Raw genomic sequence first — 24,784 nt, 5'->3', positions numbered from 1 at the left:
TATTGTCACCTCACCGAAGATTTATTAGACAAAAGGCTTTAATTTTGCCGGACAAATAGCCCCGAACGCATTTTCACAGAATCGCTGTCATGAAGAGAACAACCCTTGACATCCTGATTGGGCTTATTTTTTTTACCCTGACTACTTCCAGCCTGGAAGCTCAGGACCGCAATGGACCTGACAATATTTTCGACACCAAAACATCACCTCTGGCGCAGAATGACCATCATCAGGGATTTTATGGTGCACTGGGATATTTTGCCGGTTATTCGCTCCACGCCGCCAGCTACGTCACGGTCGAGCAGGGTGTGCGGAATACCTATACCGGTTTCCGGGCATTCACTTTTGATGCCCGGGGTGGATGGGGATTGAATGACCAGCTGGTGATCTATGGCACGGCCAAATATTCACCCGGAAACTCGACGCTGTCCTATTACCACTCCATGTATACGGGTGGAGCCCTGGCCATTTACCCGGATAAACATGCTGAATTTGCCCTACATGCCGGCGCAGGTTATTACAATGCCAGCGTACGTCGCGGACAATTGGCCGGCAAAGGGCCACTTTATAACCTGGGTGCCGGGATTGAATTCAGCCACCATGTATCCCTGGAAACCATGATTCTGTTCGGTAAACTGCAGGGAGATCCCACCTATCCTTACCCCTTCCGCAACAAAGAATTGAACATCAGCCTGGGGCTATTTTGGGTTCTGTATTAATTTGATGGATTGGTAACACGGGGATTACCCGGATTTTCCAGCAGATTCCTTAGTTTACTGGTATGGAATCGCAATCACCAACCACCACGCCTCATCTCGAACGTAAACTGGGCCCCGTCATGCTGTGGGGGCTGGGCGTCGGCTATGTTATCTCAGGCATGTATTTCGGCTGGAACCTGGGACTGGAACAGGGCGGCACCTTAGGGCTGGCCATCGCCACCGCTTTCGTGATCATCATGTATCTGACTTTCACCTTCAGCTATACGGAGATGGCCTGTGCCATCCCCAAAGCCGGAGGAGCCTTCGACTATGCCTACCAGGCCCTGGGCAAACAAGGCGCTTTTTTTGCCGGCATGGCACAAAACATCGAGTTCATCTTTGCACCTCCCGCCATCGCTTTCGCCATTGGTGCTTACCTGCATCTGTTTCTGCCTTCGGTGTCAATACTAACCATAGCGATCATTGCATACCTGGTGTTCACCGCCCTAAATGTCTACGGCATCCAGGCCGCCGCAACCTTTGAGCTCTTTATCACCATCCTGGCCGTGTTGGGACTTATCCTGTTCTTCTTTGCCACCGGACCTTCCTTTTCATGGGATCATCTTAAAATCAACGCCCTGCCACACGGCTGGACCGGCGTCTTTGCCGCCATACCTTTTGCCATCTGGTTTTTCCTGGCGATCGAAGGAGTTGCCAATGTCGCGGAAGAAACAATCAACCCACAACGAAACATCCTGGTAGGATTTGGATCGGCATTGCTGACCCTAGTGGTCCTGTGCATTGTCACCTTTGCCCTTTCAATCGGCGTGAACGGATGGGAAACGGTTGTTTACGATACTTCTACCGGCCAGGTTTCGGACTCTCCGCTTCCACTTGCCCTCAGTCATCTGATGGGACACGGACACTGGGTCTATCGGATCATCAGTTTCATAGGCATCTCCGGCCTGGTGGCTTCCTTCCATGGCATCATCCTGGCCGCCGGCAGGGCTACCTATGAATTTGGCCGGATGGGCTTTGCCCCGGCTGTTTTTGGAAAGATCCATCCCCGGTTCAAGACTCCGGCCAATGCCTTACTGATCAATACCGCCATCGGAATCATCGCTCTCCTCACCGGAAAGACTGCCGAAATCATCACCATTGCCTGCTTTGGCGCCCTGACACTTTATGTCCTCTCGATGATCTCCATGATCCGGTTACGGCAGAAGCAACCGGACCTGGTCCGCCCATTCCGGGTACCTTTTTATCCGGCTTCACCGGTTATAGCTCTGGTGATCAGCCTGGTTGCTCTGATATCGGTAACCATTTACAACCATTGGCTGGCGCTCATTTATGCAGGGATCTTGCTGGTCGCCTACATTTGGTTTACCTTCAGGTACAAAGAAGCGAATCATGAAAATTAAAGGAATGCTGACCGTTGAAGCACTGAAAGAAATGGTATCCCTGGGAGATGTGGAGACGGTGATCGTGGCATTCACCGATCATTACGGACGCCTGATGGGTAAGCGTTTCGACGCAGAATTCTTCGTGGATCATGCCCTCACCGACGGCACCCATGCGTGCGATTATCTATTGACCACCGATATGGAGATGGAGCCCGTCCCTGGTTATGCCTTTGCCAACTGGGCCCTGGGTTACGGTGACTTCCATCTGGTTCCTGACCTGAAGACGATGCGTCAAGCGGACTGGCTGGAGCGCACTGCCCTGGTGTTGTGCCAGGTCGTTTCAGATAAGTCACATCACCAGGTTGAGGAAGCGCCTCGCTCCATACTTACCCGGCAGATCGAGCATGCCGCCAGCGCCGGATTTACGGTGATGGCTGCCTCCGAACTGGAATACTACCTCTTTGAAGACGATTACCGGAGTGCCGCTGAAACCCATTTCCAGGATCTTAAACCTGCCGGATATTACCTGGAAGATTACCACATCATGCAGGGCTCCCGGACCGAGGCATTCACCGGGGCTGCCCGTCGCCATTTGAAAAACTCAGGTGTTCCGGTGGAAAACTCCAAGGGTGAATGGGGGCTGGGACAGCACGAACTCAATGTCCGCTATGCCGAAATTCTGGAGATGGCTGACCGTCACATCGTTTACAAACAATGTCTGAAGGAACTGGCCGACCAGATGGGTCTCTCGGTGACCTTCATGGCGAAATACCACCAGGACCGGGCCGGTTCCAGCTGTCACATTCACATCAGTCTGTGGCAGAATGGCCACAATGCTTTCGTCGGGAAGAAAAAATACGGACCGGTAGAAGCTTCGGAATTATTTGGCTGGTTCCTGGGAGGCTGGATCCACTATGCGCCGGAAGTGATGGTCTTTTACGCCCCTACTATCAATTCGTACAAGCGGTATGTCGATGCTTCCTGGGCCCCTACGCGTCTGGCCTGGAGCCACGATAACCGCACCGCCGGATTCCGGGTGGTGGGACAAGGTCCGGGCTTGCGCATCGAATGCCGGATACCTGGCGCCGACTGCAACCCTTACCTGGCATTTGCTGCCTCTCTGGCCAGCGGACTGCGCGGTATCCGTGACAAAATAGCTCCACCGGATTGCTTTACCGGAGATGTCTATGCCGCAAAAGACCTTCCTGCCGTCCCCGGCAATTTAGAAACCGCACTGGAGCAATTCAAAACAAGTTCCTTTGCCCGCGAAGCCTTCGGCAATGAAGTAGTAAGCCATTATGCCCATTTTTACCAAACCGAACTGGAAGCCTTCCGGCGCGCCGTCACCGACTGGGAACGCCAGCGCTACTTTGAAAGAATTTAATGTGCCAGATAAAAGAGGTTAGACGTAATATATTAAATACCAAACCACTACACTTTATAAAATATCTCATACCTCACACCCCATACCTCATACCCCATTACCTAATACCCCATACCTGGGTTAACCCCCTATAAATGGGAGACGATACACTTATTAAAATTTTATGTTGGTCCACGTTTGGACATTTACTAGTTGGCAGCAATGATTCTTGATCAGCACCTTTGATTGCCAAACCCACCGAACGGAACCTTAAGTGGGCATTGTCAATCAAATGTGCTTCTTAGCGTTCGGTGTCCTACTACATCACAGGACAAGTTTCGGCAACACAAAGCGGTACGCAACAATAAGTTTTTTTCCGGTAAGTCAATCTTCTTTTTCGTCAAATACCGGTACGGTGAAGTGTATCCAATACCAGAATGGATACGCTCATAATTGTAAAACTGGATAAATCGATCATACGTTTGTGAAGCCTGTCCGAGGTCTTCAAAATCATAAGACTGCCAGATCAGTTTTTCTACGATGCTGTGGTACGATTCAATATGAGCATTCTGTTCTGGCGTAGCTGGTTTGATAAATTCTTGACTGACCTGCTGGTTGGCAAAATACTGACGCACTTCTGCGGCTATAAATTGGGATCCATTATCGTTGCGAACATAGATTTTCTTCGGAAGTGAATACAGCGAAAAGATCTGTTCAAACAGTTTAATAATATCTCTCTTCTGAATCGACCAGGCCATATAATGACCCAGCACCCAACGGGATTCTACATCGATCACGGTAACCGTTAATCCATTGCGACGCTGCCCGTGGACATAGCCATATTTGATATCTATTTCCAGATACTCCAGACTGATACGGCATGGTGGTAACAGATCCTTGACCCATTCCCTGTCCCTGGGCCTTGCTTGCCTTTTCTTCTTGTTGACCAATTGATGCTCCTTCATCAAACGGTATACCTTCTTTTCGTTGATCATGTAATGCCTGGACTGTTGCAGCCATCGCGTGACTTTTCGGTATCCATAATCCACAAACTCTTGATCCAGGATCCATTTGATGTCTTCTACGACCTGTTCATTCCAGACCCATTGTCCCGAATAGGTCATCGTGTGTTCCGATGCCCGACATCCACGTTTACCGTTCGTATTTCTACGTGCTTTCCTGCCGTAGTAAGTACTCGATGCAACACCGGTGTACTTCAATACTAGACGCACCGGATGCCCCTCTGCTATGAACATTTCTGCGACCATCAATCGTTCTTCAAGCGTATTTGGCTTTTTTTTAGCAGCTCTTCTTTGATCCGCAAGGCCAGCTCTTTTTCCGCCAGCATCTCTTTATACGCTTTTAACTCTCGTTTCAACTGCTCATTCTCAACTTCTAAATCGGTCTTTACCACTGGTGATCGATTCTCCAGTCCGATGGAGCCATCCTTTTCATAACGGTCAATCCACCGACGTAACACACTATCCGACAATTCATATTCCCGGCGTGCTCGTGTTACCCCATGTCGCTTGCTAAATTGTATGATTTCTAATTTCTGAGCTACCGTGAAGCTCCTTCTGTGACGAGTCATTTGCACTCTTTTTTATGGTTATAAAATTAAGCGCATTTTCTCCATCTATTTAGGGGGTCAGAGGGTACCTATTACCTTTCACCTTTTACCTTTTACCTTTTACCTTTCACCCCTTCACCTGGATCGGAACCATCAATTTCAGGCTGACATTCCGGCCCATATTGTACACGCCCATCCGGCCTGTCACATTATTGACCGCTTCATACTTCAGGCGGCTCAGGTGATTCTGGTAAGCCACATCCGTGATATTACTGGCATTGATAAACAGGGAAAATAATGTCCGGTTATTGGAAACAAAATCAGCGCCCATCCCGACATTAAGCAAGGTATATCCGGGTGTAGCCGTTTCGGTGCCATAAGCAGAGTAAAAGTGGTCCTGCTTAAAATAGTTATCCACGCCGATCATGAAAAATCCGTTTACCAGGTTATTTCCTAGTTTTTTGACGTTCGCTTTTAATTCGGATGTCAGTTTCGGCGCCGGAGTAAACGGTAAATAACGGGTCGAGTCCGGCTGGTCGGCTTGTACGGCACGAACCCATGAAAATCCATTTTCAAAATGCAGCCAGTCGACCGGTGCCGGATGCACGTCAATGCTCAGCTCGCCTCCGTAAAGATGTGCATCCCCAGAGGTGTATTTATAGGTGGTATAGCCGTCGATCAGACTGTCGCCACCGATCGTACTATTCAGTTTTTCGAGGTAAATGTAATTATTGATGTGGTTGTAAAATAAATCCAGCTCCGCGGTGATGTAGTGCGAATTAACGCCCAGCGCATAGTCCCACTGCCAACTGCTTTCTGCCTTAAGCGCAGGGTCACCAATGATGTAGTTCACCGTTCCTTCATGAACTCCGTTTGCTGATATTTCTGCAATATTGGGCGCCCGGAATCCTTTCGATAAATTAAGCTTGGAAAATACCTGGTCGTTCATTTGGTAGGTAGCGCCCACGCTACCGGAAAAACCCTGGAATTGCGCATCAATGGCTGAAAATTGCAAAAAAGAATTTCCATCCGGGTGATCGGTGCGTTCTCCAAAAGCGTCCAGATATAACGCATCGGCCATCTCACTGCGGGTATCGAAACGCAATCCACCGCCTACGTCCAATTTATCAAATGTCTTTCTGGCCAGGGCAAACATCCCGAAATCAAACAAGTGGTAATCCGGAATTAGAAATTCGGTGCCCTTATTCTGTGAATTCTGATACATCCCGTTGGCGCCTACCGAAATATTCCATTTATTCAGCTCGGGCAAATTATAGCGGACATCGTAATTAATCGTGTTCAGCAAAAAATACAATCCGTACTGATCCGGTGTCAGGATCTCTCCATATTCCTGCCGGCGGTTTTGTTGCCACCCCAGGATGGTTTTCAGGCTACCATTGCCCATCACGAAACTGCTGCTGGAAACTGCTTTATAGTGATGAATCTTCTGATACGGCACTTGTGGGGCATACTGCTTAAAGTCTGCGTCCGTCACAATAGCGTCTCCCTCCTCTCCCCCGATTGCAACCGGTTTGATGAACAGGCCGGTAGCGCTGTCCCGCTCCCCTTCCACGATGCCCGGTGTCATATCGTACAGACTGAAATGAATGTTGGAATAACCCCAGGATTTGATCGTCCCGAGTATACCGCTGAGATTGTTTTCCTTGAATCCGGAATTGAACACATAACCATCGTAAGCATTCTGATATGCATGCGCTTCCTTCGCACTGTAACGCACATCCCAGATGTAATCGTTCAGGTTGCCAGCCAGGTTAGCGGACCCTCCGATCAGCCCGGCGTTGGTCTGGTAATTAGCTATTAAATTACCCGAGATCTTTCCCTTCGGTAGCGTCGGTGCTGGTAAAAAATTGATCACACCGGCCATGGCATCCGATCCGAAGGCCAGACTTGCCGGCCCTTTCAGGATCTCTACCCGGTTAACACCGTATTCGTCAATTTCTATACCGTGCTCATCGCCCCATTGCTGACCTTCCTGCCGGATCCCGTCATTGACCACCACAACCCGGTTGTACCCCAATCCCCGGATCACCGGTTTGGAAATACCCGGTCCGGTCGTCACCTGGTCGATACCGGGACGGGAAGCAATGGCATCAATGATATTCGAGGCATTCAACTGTTTGAGTTCAGCCGGCGAAATGGTCGTGATCGGAGTAGGAGTACGTCTTTTCTCAGCGGATTTCGACAGCCCGGTCACCACCACTTCATTCAACTCCATGACTGCTTCTTCCAGCATGAAGTCTTTTGTCGTTGTGGCAGCCAGGTCAATGGTCTCCGCGATTAACTTATAGCCGATATAACTGACCTGAACCAGGGCTTTTGTCGCCGGCAAATTATCAATGACATAGGTGCCGTCGATGTCGGTCGTGGTTCCTTTTTTCAGGTCCGGAAAATAGATCTCAACGCCTGGCAGTGGCTCACCCGTTTTTTTATCGGTGACTTTTCCCTGCAAGGTTACCGCATCGGTCCCTCCCAATGACAAAACAGAATAAATACTTGTAAAAAGGTAAAGCACTAAATGCTTCATGATCGTTTGATTTTAAGAGATGTTACTGATGTTGCTTTGTGTTCATTTTTACTGGTAAACCAGTACCGGAAATGTCAGCAAACAACAGGTGGACCTCTTAAATCAGCAGGCAGGTAGTCGGTCTCAGCAAAATAGTGGTAATTGGTAGCAACCACCCGCGGGGTGAAATGATTCACAACCACGACCAGTTCACAGGTTGTGGGTTTCATAACCGGAGCCGGTACGAAATCACATATGAAACAGTGGTGTTCGATGCTCTCAACGTGTATCACATTGTGTTCGACACAATGCTTATCATCAAGATGCTCAAGGGTGTGAACGGCTTCAGCCACTGTCGGATACAGGAACACCAACAGCAAAAAAAGCGAACCGATCTTTCGCATCAACTGAGCCATACTTCAAATCTAATAGATTAATCAGGAAAATTGTTCAATTGTGCCTCCGGCTATATCAAAAACAGGTGCTTCGGGATTGATTTCAGATTATTTGATTCCAGTTTTCAGATTTTAACAAATCCAGAAGCTGACACTCTGATACCTCGACACCTTGATACCTTGATGCAAAAAATTAATCTACCACTTCTGTTCCATCTGTTAAATTTGTAACTAAGCCAGAACCAACAAAGCCAACTGAAATCATGAGATTGCAAAATAAAGTAGCCCTGATCACCGGAGGCAGCAGTGGAATCGGAAAAGCCGCATCTCTCCTGTTTGCTGAGGAAGGAGCGCAGGTAATGATCGCCGATATCGATACCCCCGGCGGGGAAGCACTGGTGGATGTCATCCGGCAACAAGGAGGACAGGCTGCATTTGTAAAGGCTGATGTCTCCCAGCCTCAGGACTGTGAAAATATGATTGCGGCCGCCGAAGAAATATTTGGAAAACTGGATATCCTCTTCAACAATGCCGGTATCATGGATAGCCAGGACGACACCGCAGAAACCACTTCGGTCTCGACCTGGGACCGCACCATGAACATCAATGTGAAAGGCGTATGGCTCGGTTGCAAATATGGCATCCCTGCTCTGAGGCGCGCCGGCGGAGGATCCATCATCAATGTCGCCTCTTTTGTGGCTAAGCTGGGTGCCGCCACGGCTCAGCTGGCCTACACCACGAGCAAAGGTGCCGTGCTTTCCATGACCCGGGAGCTGGCGGTTATCCATGCCCGAGAAAACATCAGGGTCAACGCCCTTTGCCCAGGTCCGTTACGCACGGAATTACTGATGAAATTCCTGAACACTGAAGCCAAGAAACAGCGGAGGTTGGTTCACATCCCAATGGGCCGATTCGGTGAAGCCGAAGAAATCGCCAAAGCAGCCCTATTCCTGGCATCCGATGATTCCTCCTTCATGACCGGCGCCGAATTATTGATCGATGGGGGCATCACCGCCGCCTATGTAACTCCAGAATAATGGCTGGAGCAGAAGGATTTCACATCATCAGTCCCGGTGACGGTATGCTCTTTGCCGAGCGGCATTACGCTACAGCTCCGGAGATCCGGCAGGCTTTGCATGGAGCACAGCAAGCACGCCAATCCTGGCGTCAGACTCCCTTGCCGGAACGCATGGCCATTTGCATACGCGCCATCGATTACTTCGTTGAACATGCCGATGCCTGGGGTGAGGAGCTGACCAGGATGATGGGGCGTCCCATCCGCTATACACCCAATGAAATAAGGGGAGGCATGCAGGAACGCGCCCGGACTATGATTGCGATGGCTCCATCAGCCCTGCTGGATGTACCGGCACGGGAGAAAGACGGATTTCAACGATTCATCCGGCGGGAAGCTCTGGGTACGGTACTCGTTCTGGCGCCCTGGAATTACCCCTACCTCACCTCTGTTAACGTCATCATCCCTGCCTTGCTGGCCGGCAATACCGTTATCCTGAAACACGCCGAGCAAACAGCTCTGTGCGCCGAGCGGTATCTTGAAGCCTTTCAGGCAGCAGGACTTCCTGCAGGCGTTTTTCAATACCTGCACCTGACTCACGACCAGGTTGCGGAAATAATTGCCGACCCAACCATAGACCATGTGGCCTTCACCGGATCGGTAGCAGGAGGATACGCCATCCAGGCTGCCGCCGGAAAGCGGTTTATCACGGCCGGGCTTGAACTGGGCGGAAAAGACCCTGCCTACATCTGTGCCGACGCGGAATGGGATTATACGGTAGAAAATGTGGTCGACGGCGTATTTTTTAATTCCGGCCAATCCTGCTGTGCCATCGAGCGCATCTATGTCCAGCAGGAGGTTTATGCTGACTTTGTGCATGATTTTGTAGCCCTGACAAAAAAATATCACCTGGGTGACCCGCTTGATCCTGCCACTACCCTGGGTCCGATGGTACGCATCAGCAATGCCCGGCGAGCATTGGACCAGATGGAAGCAGCAATCCGCATGGGAGCCCGGCCCCACATACTTCCGGGTGACTTCCCTGCCCTGCCGTTACCTTACCTTGCGCCTCAGGTATTTACCAGTGTCAGCCATAGCATGGACATTATGCGCGAAGAGAGTTTTGCCCCGGTGATTGGTATTATGCCGGTCCAGAATGAAGAAGAAGCCATCCGGCTGATGAACGACAGCCCTTACGGCCTCACCGCCTCCATCTGGACTCGTGATCATGATCGTGCCCTTTCCATCGGCGAACGCATCGCTACCGGTACCTGGTTTATGAATCGGTGTGATTACCTGGATCCTGAACTGGCCTGGACCGGGATCAAAGACTCCGGTTATGGATGCACATTATCACCACTGGGATATGAACATCTGACACGGCCCAAGTCTTACCACCTCAAAATCCGTACATCATGAAAACCGCCCTACTGGTTTGTGATCATGTTCTTCCGGATTTGGTGCCGGAACATGGGGATTACCCGATGATGTTTGCTCGATTACTGCCCGATCTGAATATGGATTCCTGGTATGTTTGTGACGGCCACTTTCCGGACATCAGAGATTACGATGTCTTTGTAATAACCGGTTCCAAATATTCCGTTTACGACGATATTCCCTGGATCCAGGACCTGAAAGTTTTTGTGCGGGGTATTCAATCCTCTGGCAAAAAATGCATTGGCGTCTGTTTTGGACATCAGCTTATCGCCGAGGCGCTGGGTGGTCGGGTGGCAAAAGCCAAAGCAGGTTATCTCATCGGAGTGCACACCTTTCACATGCTGCAACATGCCCCCTGGATTCCGCATAAAAAAGCTTCCTTCCACATGCTGATGTTATGCCAGGACCAGGTACAGCTTATACCGGAGGGTGCTGATGTGCTTGCCGGGAATGAATATTGTCCGGTAGGAATGTATCAGATCGGTAATCAATTTTTCTGTGTCCAGGGGCATCCCGAATTCTCCAAAGCCTACGATCAGGCTGTCTTCACCCACCGTTCCGAGCGGATAGGCCATGAACGCATCAGTCTAGCCCTGGAGAGTTTCAGCCTGGAGCCGGATCGTACCTGGCTGAGGGAAGTGATCATGGCTTTTCTGACCTTCACCCCGGAGAAGGATTAAGTCTTCTTGCACTTCATTCACAGAAGGCGTACCACGCAAAACCAATTCTAATTTAGCTGTTCAACTGCAACAATGGCAAGCCGGATTTAGCATCTGATAAGACCAGATGAGCAGATCGTTTAAACGAACGCCAGGGAATTAAATCAACTATAGCCTCAACAGATTAACAGGAAAATGTGGTAACAAAAAATGGAATCCAATAATTTCCAGATAAGTGATTTGCAGGCATTTTTTAGGCGGAATAGACATTCGGAAAGTATTTCCTGTCATGAGTATAACGCAGCGATGGCAAGCGGTATTGCAACGAAAAAAATATAGTAATAAATGAAGGAAATAATCAATTACCGTCAATACTTTTGGCTGCATCGCTCCAAAATATTTGCCGCAAACGATGATTTCTGATTCAAAAAAATCTATAGCTCAAAAGGCCCTCAAAATCGTACCTGACACCAACACGATCGATAAAATTGACTGGATAACAACAGGGCTTTCCGGTACTTTATTTTATAAAATATCGATCAGGGACAGATCCTATTTGTCGCGGTTAATAACCCATGACGACGCGCCTGGTAACTCATTCTATTTTTTACCTATTTGCAGCAGTTTGCAATCGGAGGCATTTATTGCAAAGTACAATCGCAGTGATTTAAAGCTCCTTTACAGCTCCCGCCAAATAATGCACCCTGATTATGGTCGTCCATTATTCAAATTTCACAGTTATGATACAAACCGAAAAACTTCAAATTGCAGGACCTGATCAGCTCGAAATCGCCTTTGAACGATTTGGCGATCCGGTAAATCCGGCTGTCTTGCTTATCATGGGCGCCGGTGCACAGATGATCAACTGGCCGGTGGGTTTATGCGAACTCCTGGCTGATGCCGGTTTTTACGTCATCCGCTTCGATAATCGTGATGCCGGACTGTCCACCCATATGCACGGGGCTCCGGTTCCCGATTTTCCGGCTGTCCTCACCGGTGATTATTCTACGGTCTCGTACACCCTCTCCGATATGGCTGCTGACACCATAGGACTTGCCGATGCGCTCGGATTGGATCGCATACACCTGGTCGGAGCATCCATGGGCGGAATGATCGCGCAGACCATCGCCATTGAATACCCTGAACGCATCCGGAGCCTCACCTCCATCATGTCCACGACTGGTGCTCCGGATGTAGGACAAACGGATCTTGCCGTATTCAGCGGATTGGGCAGCCCACCCTACCATGACCGTGAGGCATACATCGCATGGCGGATTCGTTCCCTGCGGGCAGTTGGATCACCCGGTTATCCCATCGATGAGAAAGCCGCTGCCGAAAATGCCGGGTTGGCATGGGACCGGGATCGAGATCCGGTGGCAATACTGCGCCAAACGACTGCCGTTTTAAAATCCGGTGATCGCACCAGCAAATTGCGTCAGCTCCGGATACCCACCCTGGTCATTCATGGAGCCGATGATAAGATGATCGATGTCAGCGGGGGACGTGCCACCGCTGCAGCAATCCCGGGAGCCCGGTTGCACATTTATCCCGGCATGGGGCATGGTTTTCCGCAACCACTTTGGGCCGAATTCGCCGGATTGATCAGCAGGCACATGGATGCGGCGAAATAACAAGCCCTGATTAGCCCGATAAATAGCAGCCCTGTTTTATGCATCTCCGTTAGGCTATTATCAGGATCAACCATGATTATTATCATTGTATTTATTTGCTCTTTTTGGTTAATGACAATTCCGGCCTGCATTACAAAACTTCACCCGCGGTTATCGAAGGTTTTATTGGATCGTGTTCATTCAATTAAAACCACGAGTCATGAAAAAGCATTTGATGTGTATCGTATTGATGGTGATTAACGGCATTTTATTCGCTCAGGATTGGCCAATGATCAATCAGAACCCTCAGCGGACAGGCTATTTGACGGACGAAGAAATTTTATTACCACCCTTGCAAATAGATAAATTAATCGATCTGAACGCAATTCCCAGCTCCATGATCGTAGCGGAAGACGTACTCTTCTACATGAGCGAGGGTGATTCTATCAGACTACACGCTTATGCATTGGATACGGACCAGGAGCTCTGGCACTTCACCCTGCCCGAAGGTGGCGGATCAGCCGGATTCGTTCCGGCAATATTTGAAGACCTGATCTATACCGGCGGACAACTTGGTGATGCCTTGTATGCACTGGATCGCTTCACCGGTGAAATAAGGTGGTCCCGTGAAATAGGAGAACTTTACAATCACAGTCCCATCCCTGATGGAGAAGGTAAAGTGTATATTATCACCGACAGCCTGTTTTGCCTTAATGCATACGACGGTACCACGATCTGGAGTACAACCGGAAATTTCAGCACTCCCACGCTATTTGGCGGTGACCTTTTTTATGGTAATAGTGAACAAATAATATCCGGTGATGCAACAAGCGGAGAGACCAATTGGGCCCGTAATCAAAATGCATCCTGCACGCAGATATTAGTCAACCCATCAGGAATTTTCGCTTGCAATGATACGACTGTATGTTCCTATTATTTTGATGCCTACAAAAACTGGTGTTACTCCTTACCGGAGGGGATACAATCCCTGTTTTTTCCAGGTGGTAATGCCATACTTGCGGACAGTGTATTAATATTCACGGCATTGAATAAGCAGGAAAACGTTGGAGTGCTGTTAGCTATTAATACCAACAATGGAGAAAAATTGTGGGAATACCAGTCAAATTCCCGGGACTTCTCCAATCCGGCTGGGGCCAATGGCATTGTCTATGTGAGCGGTGGAGCTCCATCGGTTCTCAAGGGATTTGACATTTATGACGGGACACTGCGCTTTGAAGACACCTCACGTATTTTTTTAAGGCAACCCATTATTGCAGATAATCAGTTATTCGTCCCTACCTATCCGGGGGTTATGATCTTTAAAAGCGAACTTACCGCCATATTACCTCTCAGACAAACTCCTGCATTCAGCTATTATCCCAATCCTTTTAATCAATCTATTAATCTGAAGCTGGATGCCGGCACTGAGCACGCTTGTGAAATAAACCTGGTATCCGGGTCAGGGGTGATCCTAAAGAAAATATCCATAAATCCGGGCCAGGAATATGTGTGGAACACCGATGACATCCCTTCCGGATTCTATTATTTGATTTTAACGTCAACGACCCTCCGGCAGGCTTATAAAATCATTAATATTTCTAATTAGGGTAGAGCCACTAATTCCATCGTATTCAAAAAGAAAGCCTAATCTCTGATAACAAAAGGGATATTAGCCATCCAAGTATTTAAATATGATTTGATTATCGAATTAAAATCAGAATTACATCCCTGTAAAGCAATGACTTAGATCACAGGTTGGACTTACCCATAGTAGCATTTCACCATCCCACGCAAGCTAAATTTGCTCCCGGATCAGATGACCATGAAAACTTTACTTTCCATCCTGATAACTATCCATGGATTGATTCACCTGATGGGATTTTTTAAAGCATTTGAGCTGGGATCATTTCCTGCGCTTACACTTCCCATATCCAGGATATCAGGTATTTGGTGGCTGCTTGCCGGTTTATTGTTTATCGCTGCTGTAATCCTACGGTGGGTCGCGCCGGACTACTGGTGGCTACCTGGTACGGGCGCGGTGCTGGTATCTCAGGTCCTGATCATCCAGTACTGGCAGGATGCGAAGTTCGGGACCGTGGCCAATGTCATCCTCCTCATAGCCTCCATCACCGGCTATGCTCACCACCAATTGGCTTTAAAGATTCAAAAAGAAAGATCGCAATTACTTGCAGTGCAAGAAAGGTTATCCGCACCGCAAATACCAGATGAGTTACCAGACCCGGTAAAGAAATGGCTGAAATACACTGGTATTGAAGACCGGCAACCGGTCCAGACGGTTTATCTAACCCAACAAGTGCGGATGAAATCAAAACCGGGTCAGTCTGGGTGGTATCAGGGAAACGCAGACCAATATTTTACGCTGGATCCTCCGGCTTTCCACTGGGCGGTAGAAATAGCATTAAATCCTATCATTTCCTTATCGGGGCGAGATCAATTTTCCAAAGGCCAGGGCGATATGCTGATTAAGGCAGGCTCAGTCATACCCATTGTTTCGGTCAGCAATATCCCAAAACTCAACCAGGCTTCCATGCAGCGCTACCTGGCTGAAATCGTGTGGTTTCCGTGGGCTGTCAGGGGTCCCTGTATTTCCTGGACGTCCGTGGATGATCATACAGCACAGGCAACCATGTCTTACCAGGGAATGACCGGATCCGGAACTTTTACTTTTTCCGACCAGGGTGAATTCAAACGATTCACTGCCATGCGCTATAAAGATGTAGACGATAATGCAGAGCCCCTCGAATGGATTATTGATGTCCTGGAGTCCAAAACCATGAATGGAATCAGGGTGCCGGTCAAAATGTCTGTCAGCTGGCGAATAGACCACGAATTATGGACCTGGCTTGAGCTTGAAATAACCGGCATACATTATGATATCGGCAACCAAATCCTGTAATGCAGATCATGGAAAATTCAAAACCAAACTATTGGATGACCCTTCTACATCCTAAACAATCCATGGAAGCTTTGCTGAGAAATGATCTTTATTTCCAGCGTGGCTTTATTTACATTACACTGCCAATTTTAGGCTACCTGCTCGTCTACATTTTTCTGACGGCAGCGCATGGAGCACCTTCCGTGTTTACCCCATGGCTGAATATTCCCAAAGAATATTATTATGCGATCAATCGTTACTTACTGGCTCCCAGCATTTTAATGGGATGGGTCGTTGCGGTTTCTTTCATCCAGATCACAGCCAGGTTTCTGCGGGGAACCGGCACATTCGAGCAGACCCTTTCAGTATTAGCTTTGAGCATCAGCCTGGCCATGTGGGGAAGCCTGATCCACGATCTGCCAATGAGCTTTCTCAGTGCAACCGGTGTCATCAATGCCAGTCAGCATGAGGTAGCCATGAATGAACCGACCATCTACCGGACCCTCCTCTGGATTTCATATACGCTGTACACCCTGTTGTTCCTGATCTTTTTTCCCCTCTCCGTGCGGGTGGTTCACCGGTTAAATATCGTCCAAAGCATCGTAATTGGAGTTACTGCCTTTATACTGTTCCAGGGTATTTTCCTGTTATTCAATCGTTGAATCCCGGTAAATATTCTAATACTGCTTTACTTTCAGTAATTCAAGGTTGATGGATAAACACATCACCATTGACTTCACCTGACATACAGCCAGCAAGAAAAGAAAATCACAATAGAAATCCATGAACATTATCAGGTAGCAGGAAACGGTATAACAGCGGTGCGTATACATACACTTGATTCAATGAATTTCATTTGGACGAGATCCCAGTTAATGCAACTTTATTTGAAAATAAGCTCATCCAGGCACCAAATAAGACTATATTTAGATTTTAATAACTTACCAAAACACCAATCATGACAACTGAACAAAACATTAAAATTATTGACTCCCTCTACAATGCCTTCGCCAATGGGGATATACCAGCTGTATTAGGAGCTATGGACCCAGAAATCGAATGGAACGAAGCAGAAAGCAATTCCCTCGCAGATGGCAATCCATATATAGGGCCAGATGCAGTATTACAAGGTGTATTTGCCCGTCTTGGGGCTAACCACGAATACTTTGCATTAAAGGATATTCAAATTCATGGCATGAATGACAACATGATCCTGGCTACTTTGCGATACGATGCAAAAGTGAAGGCTACCGGGAAGTCATACAATGCTCAAGTCGCACATCTTTGGACGCTCGATAATCAAGGAAAAGTAATCGCCTTTCAGCAATATGTGGATACCAAGAAGTTGGCAGACGCTGAAAAATGATTTTAATTCGCCGCCGGGTACATGATTAAAAAACAATAACCAGGCTTGCAATATGACGGCTACATTTCTGCAGGATTGCTCTAGTCCTGTGATGCTTAATTATTTTAATTCCCGGCATCCAGGTCTGATGCAAGATGGCGGTTAATGTTTATCCCAATTTATTCATCAGGGTTTCTAAAAAGGGCTGAAAGAGCAAGAAAACTGCCATTTCGTGGGATAAGCATATCTTTGAGGTGATCAAAGGGAAATGCAATGAAACGGCCCATTCGCAGCTATTTCGGCCAAAATAGATTTTACCGGTGAATAAATTGGGTTTACTATATAAGCAAGGCTGGCTGTGATAATGAATACAGCCATATATGACCATGTCAAAAATACACACTACGCTTGTGCTGTGTAGTCCGGATTATAACTCTAGTTAATCCCAACCCCACAACCATTGCAATTATTTGTTGTATTCATCTGGCACCATCATGATTAAACTGTTTAGAACAATCAGACGCAGGCTTTTCGCAGAAAATAGATTGAGTAATTATTTATTTTATGCTTTGGGTGAAATTATTCTTGTCGTGATAGGGATATTAATTGCCTTACAGATAAACAACTGGAATGAGAGCAGAAAGCAAGAGGCAAGAACCCAGGTATATTATCAACAATTACTGGATGATCTGAATGAAGACAAGGCATATGCCCAATTCATCATCAGTAAATTTGAAAAGCAGCGTACAGCCTACAATAAATACATTGAAGGATTTGACAACTCTGGATACACAAGAAATGCAATGTATAATGATCTCCTTGCTCTCAATTTAGAATCATATGCCATAAATTTCAACATTAGTACGCTCGAGTCGCTACAGAATAGTGGAGAAATAGTACTTCTACCTCCTGAATTGAGAAACAAACTACTCGATCTAAGAAGACATCAACAAAAAGTAACCAGTGATGAAAGCCTGGACAATAAAGCTAAAAGTGATGTGACGGAGCACCTGAGTATTCTGATGGGTGCACAAGATTTGGAAAAAAGACTAAACAACCAAAAAAGCCTTAAAGAAGCCTTAAATCTGGAAAAAAACAAAAATGAAATTATATTGACACTGGAAGCCATCCAGGGCTGGATGAATTTTTCAGAACTAAAATCCATCCGGCTTTTGCGAGACCTGATAAATGAAATAGATGATGTTAAAATATCAATCCTGCAGCAGGTAAGTAAGGAAGAAGATTAGGTCAAGCTCGTTAAACTTTAATCCGGAAACCAATACCATAAATGTTGAAATTATTCAGAATTTTCAGATATAAATTAGTATCTGAAAACAGAGTCACCAGGTATCTTATTTATGTATGACAAATTAAGAACAAATAAAATTGCCGGATTACTGATCATTGGGATCCGGTTTTTAATCGGATTTGCATTTATTCCATCCGGGTTGGTCAAGTTAATCGGAGAACGATTTACCCAACTGGGTCCTGAAACGCCAATAGGCTACTTTTTTGATGCGCTGTATCAATCAGGCCTGTACTGGAATTTTCTGGGATTTTGTCAGTTACTTACAGCCTTATTGCTTTTTACCCAACGATTCGCAACATTAGGTGCGTTGTTTTTTATTGGAATTATTATGAACATATTCACGATAACCATTAGCCTGCATTTTACGGGGACCTGGGTGATTACGATGTTGATGCTGTTTGCAGGCATCATTTTAATCGCGTGGGATTGGTATAAATTAAAACCAATACTGGGTCTTTATCCTACAGAAGATGAAATTTCCCGGTACAGTTCTTCTTCCACAAAATGGCAAATAACCGGACTGGTTGCATTCATCGTTGCAGTGGGGTTGCTGCTTTTGAGAAGGTATTATTTCTATTAATTTCAAAACCCCATAACCCTATTCCATAGTTGGGTTGTTCAGACAGTTCTCATAAAATTTCCGGGCAGTTGCTATATCCTTTAAGATCAAATTTTTCTCTTCTACGGTCCTGTACGCATCATGGGATGAGACTATCTTCTCGATGCGGTCGATCCATTCCAGAAAAAATACCGCAGATGAGCGAGACCTGAGTTCCTTACCTGATGAGGTAACATAAATGGGGCTGGTCGTAGCATAAGGATAGTAATCCGGAATGTCCGGATGGGCATTATCATTCCAGGCTCTTAACAAAAGCCAACCAGGGCCCTGCACATCAATTTTTCCATTAAAATCCGCTGAATTTCGGTCTCCACTGAATTGGTATTCCTTTACGACCTCTCCGTTCCAGATAACTTCCAGGTGATCTACCGCGACCGAGCTGCGAATAAATGCCTGGAAGTCCAGGGTGGTGGCTTTATCTGCGATCTCGATGGTATCCCCGGGCCCTGATCCATTCACCTTAAGATCCAGCAGGGCTCCGTTGGTCACAAAGCTCCGCCCATGCTTAATCTGTTCGATGATGTGGTCACTGGTGAAATCGTCTTTTGCTTTCACATAAACCCGGTTCAGTCCTACCGGACCTCTCAAACTTGAATAATTGGCCATGGCATCGGTACCTGCTCCCGCCGGTATCCTGATCCCGCAATTCAACAGCATATACCAAACTGCCGCTGATGCCTTGTGATGGGCAAAACCAACCACCTCATAATAATCCACATTCCCCAGGGCGGCATCGATGGGAAGTGCATTGGTTAACGTGGCTGACTGTTTCGGGAAGAGCTGAAAGTCATAGAAGGGATGCACGTAGCCGACCAGACCTTTTTGGGCATGCACCGCATCCGCTATCTGGCTGTTATGCGGGAAAATACTCGCCAACGCCGTGTAAGGATACCCCACATAATCCGGGATCAGGTAGTGATCGGTCAAATTAAGCAGTCCCAGATGTCCCCAGAAACTGGAGTGGTATTCCTGCCCCTGAAGGATCATCACATCCTTTTCTACTTTGGATCCGTTCGGAGGGATATAGTAATCGATATCCGGGATGCGCTGCTCTTTATTCACAATCAAATTATAAATAAAATCCAGGTTTTCAGCCTGGGCCTGTTCCCGGAGGATCCGCGGTGTATTCCGGTAGTTACCCGTATAATTCATGTGCACATGCAGGTCACCGGACCACCACTTTCCAAAGGTCTCCGGAATCGTCCATCGCTTGAGTGTTAATGTGATTGTGTCAGACAGGCCCTCACTGGCGGTAAGCTGACGGGTTTCTATTTTGAAATCAGGACCTTTCTGGGCAGTTATGGACGGGTGATCAACAGCCGGAAATGAAACCAGGGCTATTCCGGATGAATGAAAATAATGGCTTTCAAACTTTTGGGTGTCCGGGTAATTGGAATCATCACCATGTATCCAGGCATTGCGGGGAGCATAGAATTTTCCACGGCTATCCAGGACACTCACCCTCGAAGGAATGAAATCCCCGGACTCATCCACCGTTTTGATGACGATTTCTTTTCTTGGCTTCAGGTAATGCAAATCGGAGGCAACAACTTGTGTCTGTTTGCCAAAATAGCTGTCCAGAATCCACAGGGAGGTATTTCCGGTCCGGTTAGAAATAAAGGCAATATTTTTACCATCCGGAGACCACCTGGGAGCTGTATTGTCGAAATCTCCATAGGTGATCTGAATCGGATATCCTCCCGCTGCCGGCAGGATCCACAACTGCTGCCAATTCCGTCCCAGATAGCTGCTGTAGACCATCCTGCTGCCATCCGGCGAGATATCCGGAGTCGTCTTCCAGGCGGTTTCTTCCTGGTGGATGGTGGTGATCTCCCCGGGGTTATTGACAGAAAGAGATACAATATTGCCCGTGCCATGAGCTATCTCCCGGTTGGAAATAAACAGGATCCTGCTGCCATCCGGTGACCAGGCAGGATTAATGGCATGGTCGTATTCGCTGTAATAGTAACGCTTAATGGCACTGACCCGGTCGGGAGTGAGGATGGTTATGCTCTGCAGTTTTCCGTTTTCGATGGTTGCTTTGTGGAGCAGGAAATGACCTGTCCCTACGGTCGATACATAAGCGATCGCTTTACCATCCGGTGACCATCTGGGTTCCAGGTTCACCGCACCATTGTCCGTCAATGGAGTTTCCACTCCGGAATTAACATCCAGGAGCATAAGTTCCACGGACCTGCCATCGTAGCGGGCAAAAAGGATTTCTTTACCATCCGGAGACCAATCGGGCTGGTAATCGTAACCCTCGCCATCTGTGAGCTGCCAGGCTGTCTGGCTTCCGATCTCTTGCCTCCAGAGACTTCCGCCCATCGCAAAGACCAGCTGCTTTCCATCCGGGGACCAGTCCGGCGAAGCAGGGCCGCTCATCAGTTGAGGCAGGTATAATTCCCGGAAATAGTAATCGTGAGGCAGTTCAATTTGCGGCAATACCGGAACCCGCTGTCCGACCAGATTGCCGCTGATAATCATGAATAATACAATCAATAAATCCCTGAACCCTCCCATCATTTTACCATTTTATACCAGACGTTCATATTTTCCAAACCCGAATAAATATTGCAGTTATTGACCAGACAGCCGGTGTAGTCAAATCCCAAATTATAAAAAACCTTGTTCATCCCGAAGGACTGCGCGCGACAGATCGTATAAAGGCATTTGACTTCCTGATCTGTAAGGATGTCCTCAAGTCGCGCCAATAGTGCGGCCATATGACCTTTCCCCTCTTCAGCGGGGAGGGTAGCGCAGTCGGTCAATTCGGCATTTGCAAACTTGCGGTTTACTTCAGCCGATGCTGCGCTCAGCACATTGCCTTCTTGCTCCATATGCACATACACTGTCCCGTGTTCCATCGTTTTGCGGAGGTAGAAAGGGTCGCTCAACGGGGTAGGATAAATATCAAAAACAATATCATAAAGGAGGGCCAGTTTCTCAGCATCCTCCAAGTTCGATCGCTTTATTTTTTCACCTCCTGATAGTACCGGACTTCTTTGCATCTCCAGGATCTTCCTGGCAATTGAAAGCTCAACTTCCGCATGTTCGGTATGGGAACGGAGATTGTGTCTGTAGTGCACCAGGAAAAACAAGTCCTCACCGTTAAAATAACCCGGAATCCCCGCTTCCTGAGTCCACCCGTGACGAATAAAATAATCGACTTGTTCCTGGCGGGCCTTTAAGATGATCTTGTCGGCCCAATCCGGTGATTGCTGCAAAATAAGTTCCAATCCGGATCGCAGATCACCATGCAATTCATCCACCCGGACTCTCCTGTTATAGGGATCAAGACAGAAGACCACAGTTAGATCCGGGCGATTTATCTCCTGATAAGTAGGGCTCATCTTATGCCGTTCCGCACCATTTGAGGATGGTTAATGCAAATAACTTGGATGCCTTCACAACTTTTTCCAGCTCAATGAATTCATTGGGGTAATGAGCCACACTGGTTTCTCCCGGACCGATGACAATGGCCGGAATTCCTCCCACTACACCAAGTATACCGGCATCTGTTCCCCAGGGGGAAGCCTCTACGATCACGGATTTCCCAAACAACTGCAGGTGGTTTTCTTCAATGATTTCCGCAATCTGATGTTCAATGGCCACACTGTTTGGGATCCACTGCGCTCCGAAAAATTCAAGTTTGGCCGGATGGCCTCCAAACCATTCATCCGCTTCGGTGAGCCGGTTGATGCAATCTTGCAATTCCTGCTTGACAGCCTCAATGGATTCCTCGGGGCCCACGCCGATCCTGCCTTCGATGGTTACCAGGTCAGGTACTGAGGAAGGCCAGGTGCCGCCATGGATCGTGCCAACGTTAATGGGCAGCGGTATCGGAAGTTTTGCATAGAGGGGATCATTGATCCGGGCATTCCTTTGCTGTTCCAGGTCCAGAATCTGCTGATGTACGATCCAGGCTTTTTCAATTGCTGAAATGCCTTCGTACCGGGTACCACCATGGGCGGAGATACCTTCGATGGTGACCCTGAACCAAAGTGATCCCTGCTGCTTGATGAACAACTTGAGATTGGTGGGTTCAGGAATGATGGCAGCATCTGCCTGGTAACCGCGAAGCACCGTAGCCAGCGTTCCAGCACCTCCCGATTCCTCCTCAATGACCGACTGAAATAGCACATCCCCTTTCAGATTGATACCTGACTGCTTGATGGCTTCCATAGCCAGGATCAGGGAGACATTCCCGCCCTTCATATCGGTCGTGCCTCGTCCATACATTTTACCATTTTCAATTTTTCCCGAATAGGGATCGTCTTTCCATTTGGTCACATCACCCTCCGGTACCACGTCGATATGACCATTGAGGATCAGAGACCGTCCACCCCCCTGCCCTTTCATTAAGCCTACTACATTGGGGCTATTCGTAAAATTTTTCCTGGCTGAGACGAAATAGGGGTTTTTCTTCAATTCGCTGATATCCGGATCCCACACATCAACCTCAAGGCCGAGCTGTTGCAGTTTTTTGATCACTACATCCTGAGCGCCTGCTTCGTGCAACTGGATACTTGGTTGTTGGACCATTCTGGCCAGGAGTTCGAATGCTTCATCCTTGTGGGCATCGATATACGCTTCCACTTTCTGCTGGTCAGTCATTTGTCTCTTTTATTTTTTCTGCAATGTTAAAATCAGCTTCTGTATGATTGCGAATGTCGGAAACTGTAAATCCTGGCATGACCTCGATCAGTGTGAGGCCGCTTTTATCGATGTCAAAAACCGCCATTTCGGTGATCACGCGTTTGACACAGCCGGTTGCCGTCAAGGGAAGCGTACACGTTGTTACAATTTTGGGTTTACCGTTCTTTTCGCAGTGCTGCATGAGCGCGATCAACCTTTTCGCGCCAAAGGCCAGTTCCATTGCCCCTCCCACACCAGGCACGCGTTTACCCGGCACGATCCAATTGGCCAGGTCACCATCACGGCTGACCTGGAGAGAGCCGAGTACAGCCAGGTCGATTCGTCCGCTTCTGATCATGCCAAAGGATAAGGCACTATCAAAATAACTTCCTCCATTCACGATACTGACGGGATACCCGGCCGCATTGCTTAGAGCCCAGTCCGGATTTTCAGCCGGGGTCGGACCCAATCCGAGCAGGCCGTTTTCAGCATGAAAAAACACTTTGGTGGACGGATCAATGTAGTCGGGAATCAGGGATGGGATACCAATTCCCAGATTGACGGTCATACCGGTTACAATTTCCTGAGCCGCTCTTTTTGCAATTATTTGCCTTGAATCTCCCATATCCATTTCCAGTTGATGCCTTTGGTAGGAACGACATATTTCACATATGCCCCGGGAACAATGATTTCTTCCGGGTCGAGCGCTCCCATCTCGACAATTTCCTCCACTTCTGCGATGGTGATTTTGGCAGCCATGGCAATCAGAGGGTTGTTATTGCGAGCTGTTTTGTCAAATACCAGATTTCCGAATGTATCGGCTTTCCTGGCGTAGATAATTCCTACATCTCCGGTGAGTGGAGATTCATACAGATATTCCTTGCCATCGATGTTTACAATGGGCTTGTTTTCCGCCAGGACCGTCCCCTTTCCGATCTCTGTCAGAAACCCATTGAGGCCAACTCCTCCGGAGCGGATCCTTTCATTCAATATTCCCTGAGGCGAAAATTCCACATTTAATGCTCCATCGTGCATGAGCTGACCGGCCACGGGATTCGATCCAATATGGGAAGCGATCAGGGATACAGCCCGCTTAAGGCAAACAAATTTACCGATACCGATCCAGGGAAATCCGGCGTCATTACCAATTAAATGAACATCTTTTACACCTGATTCAATCAGACAATCCACCAGCGTAGGTGGGGTGCCCACACCTCCGAAACCACCAAACAGCAGGGTCATCCCGTCAAAAAATAATGGTTGGACATCCTGGTAATCCGCTACTTTGTTAAAAGTGTCCATG

General features: G+C 47.8%; 22 protein-coding genes. 13 read left to right on the top strand and 9 right to left on the bottom strand.

Features of this window, described 5'->3' with window-relative positions; translation table 11 throughout:
• Window positions 1–89 precede the first annotated feature (89 nt).
• From H6570_17295 to H6570_17285, 3 genes are all read left to right on the top strand, one after another.
• Window positions 90–719: a hypothetical protein gene (locus tag H6570_17295; protein ID MCB9321043.1), complete on the top strand. Its 630-nt coding sequence runs from the start codon at window positions 90–92 to the stop codon at window positions 717–719.
• Window positions 720–781: 62 nt separating this feature from the next.
• Window positions 782–2,119, top strand: coding sequence for an ethanolamine permease (gene eat, locus H6570_17290; protein ID MCB9321042.1), 1,338 nt, complete (start codon window positions 782–784; stop codon window positions 2,117–2,119).
• The gene (locus H6570_17285) at window positions 2,109–3,485 is read left to right on the top strand and encodes a glutamine synthetase (GenBank protein MCB9321041.1); all 1,377 of its coding nucleotides are present in this window, start codon (window positions 2,109–2,111) and stop codon (window positions 3,483–3,485) included. Before eat ends, H6570_17285 begins: the two co-directional genes overlap by 11 nt.
• Before the next feature lie 263 nt (window positions 3,486–3,748).
• On the opposite strand, the gene H6570_17280 is transcribed toward H6570_17285, so the two are convergent.
• The 4 genes from H6570_17280 to H6570_17265 form a co-directional block, all read right to left on the bottom strand.
• Window positions 3,749–4,732, bottom strand: coding sequence for a DDE-type integrase/transposase/recombinase (locus H6570_17280; protein MCB9321040.1), 984 nt, complete (start codon window positions 4,730–4,732; stop codon window positions 3,749–3,751).
• Window positions 4,732–5,055, bottom strand: coding sequence for a transposase (locus H6570_17275; protein ID MCB9321039.1), 324 nt, complete (start codon window positions 5,053–5,055; stop codon window positions 4,732–4,734). Before H6570_17275 ends, H6570_17280 begins: the two co-directional genes overlap by 1 nt.
• Window positions 5,056–5,161: 106 nt before the next feature.
• The gene (locus H6570_17270; GenBank protein ID MCB9321038.1) at window positions 5,162–7,579 is read right to left on the bottom strand and encodes a TonB-dependent receptor; all 2,418 of its coding nucleotides are present in this window, start codon (window positions 7,577–7,579) and stop codon (window positions 5,162–5,164) included.
• A gap of 74 nt (window positions 7,580–7,653) precedes the next feature.
• Window positions 7,654–7,974, bottom strand: coding sequence for a hypothetical protein (locus H6570_17265; protein ID MCB9321037.1), 321 nt, complete (start codon window positions 7,972–7,974; stop codon window positions 7,654–7,656).
• A gap of 242 nt (window positions 7,975–8,216) precedes the next feature.
• On the opposite strand from H6570_17265, the gene H6570_17260 reads away from it, so the two are divergent.
• From H6570_17260 to H6570_17215, 10 genes are all read left to right on the top strand, one after another.
• Window positions 8,217–8,990, top strand: coding sequence for a glucose 1-dehydrogenase (locus H6570_17260; protein MCB9321036.1), 774 nt, complete (start codon window positions 8,217–8,219; stop codon window positions 8,988–8,990).
• Window positions 8,990–10,387 (top strand): aldehyde dehydrogenase family protein, encoded by a 1,398-nt coding sequence (locus H6570_17255; GenBank protein MCB9321035.1) that lies wholly within the window; start codon window positions 8,990–8,992, stop codon window positions 10,385–10,387. The genes H6570_17260 and H6570_17255 overlap by 1 nt, the downstream gene beginning before the upstream one ends.
• On the top strand, window positions 10,384–11,085 hold the full coding sequence (locus H6570_17250) for an amidotransferase (GenBank protein ID MCB9321034.1): 702 nt from the start codon (window positions 10,384–10,386) through the stop codon (window positions 11,083–11,085). Before H6570_17255 ends, H6570_17250 begins: the two co-directional genes overlap by 4 nt.
• A 719-nt stretch (window positions 11,086–11,804) precedes the next feature.
• Window positions 11,805–12,695: an alpha/beta hydrolase gene (locus H6570_17245; protein MCB9321033.1), complete on the top strand. Its 891-nt coding sequence runs from the start codon at window positions 11,805–11,807 to the stop codon at window positions 12,693–12,695.
• Between the two features lie 199 nt (window positions 12,696–12,894).
• Window positions 12,895–14,280: a PQQ-binding-like beta-propeller repeat protein gene (locus tag H6570_17240; GenBank protein ID MCB9321032.1), complete on the top strand. Its 1,386-nt coding sequence runs from the start codon at window positions 12,895–12,897 to the stop codon at window positions 14,278–14,280.
• A 216-nt stretch (window positions 14,281–14,496) separates the two neighbouring features.
• Window positions 14,497–15,591 carry a hypothetical protein gene (locus tag H6570_17235; protein ID MCB9321031.1) on the top strand — a complete coding sequence of 365 codons (1,095 nt, stop codon included), beginning with the start codon at window positions 14,497–14,499 and terminating at the stop codon, window positions 15,589–15,591.
• 8 nt (window positions 15,592–15,599) lie between these two features.
• Window positions 15,600–16,232, top strand: coding sequence for a hypothetical protein (locus H6570_17230; GenBank protein ID MCB9321030.1), 633 nt, complete (start codon window positions 15,600–15,602; stop codon window positions 16,230–16,232).
• Window positions 16,233–16,528: 296 nt separating this feature from the next.
• Window positions 16,529–16,936: a nuclear transport factor 2 family protein gene (locus tag H6570_17225; protein MCB9321029.1), complete on the top strand. Its 408-nt coding sequence runs from the start codon at window positions 16,529–16,531 to the stop codon at window positions 16,934–16,936.
• A gap of 473 nt (window positions 16,937–17,409) precedes the next feature.
• On the top strand, window positions 17,410–18,162 hold the full coding sequence (locus tag H6570_17220; GenBank protein ID MCB9321028.1) for a hypothetical protein: 753 nt from the start codon (window positions 17,410–17,412) through the stop codon (window positions 18,160–18,162).
• Window positions 18,163–18,273: 111 nt separating this feature from the next.
• A complete protein-coding gene (locus H6570_17215) occupies window positions 18,274–18,804 on the top strand; it encodes a DoxX family protein (GenBank protein MCB9321027.1) in 531 nt (176 codons plus the stop codon).
• Window positions 18,805–18,822: 18 nt separating this feature from the next.
• Here H6570_17215 and H6570_17210 read toward each other — a convergent pair whose 3' ends face one another.
• The 5 genes from H6570_17210 to H6570_17190 are packed head-to-tail and all read right to left on the bottom strand — an operon-like array spanning window position 18,823 to window position 24,783.
• The gene (locus tag H6570_17210; protein ID MCB9321026.1) at window positions 18,823–21,369 is read right to left on the bottom strand and encodes a CehA/McbA family metallohydrolase; all 2,547 of its coding nucleotides are present in this window, start codon (window positions 21,367–21,369) and stop codon (window positions 18,823–18,825) included.
• Complete coding sequence (ablB, locus tag H6570_17205; protein MCB9321025.1) at window positions 21,366–22,196, bottom strand: putative beta-lysine N-acetyltransferase; 831 nt, start codon at window positions 22,194–22,196, stop codon at window positions 21,366–21,368. Before ablB ends, H6570_17210 begins: the two co-directional genes overlap by 4 nt.
• 1 nt (window position 22,197) lies before the next feature.
• Window positions 22,198–23,460: a peptidase gene (locus H6570_17200; protein ID MCB9321024.1), complete on the bottom strand. Its 1,263-nt coding sequence runs from the start codon at window positions 23,458–23,460 to the stop codon at window positions 22,198–22,200.
• Window positions 23,453–24,112 (bottom strand): 3-oxoacid CoA-transferase subunit B, encoded by a 660-nt coding sequence (locus tag H6570_17195; GenBank protein ID MCB9321023.1) that lies wholly within the window; start codon window positions 24,110–24,112, stop codon window positions 23,453–23,455. Before H6570_17195 ends, H6570_17200 begins: the two co-directional genes overlap by 8 nt.
• Entirely contained in the window at window positions 24,085–24,783 is a 699-nt protein-coding gene (locus H6570_17190) for a CoA transferase subunit A (GenBank protein MCB9321022.1), read from the bottom strand. The genes H6570_17195 and H6570_17190 overlap by 28 nt, the downstream gene beginning before the upstream one ends.
• Window position 24,784 lies beyond the last annotated feature (1 nt).

It is taken from the genome of Lewinellaceae bacterium (assembly GCA_020636135.1).
Classification (GTDB): domain Bacteria; phylum Bacteroidota; class Bacteroidia; order Chitinophagales; family Saprospiraceae; genus JAGQXC01.
This window is presented reverse-complemented; position numbering and strand designations above follow the sequence as displayed.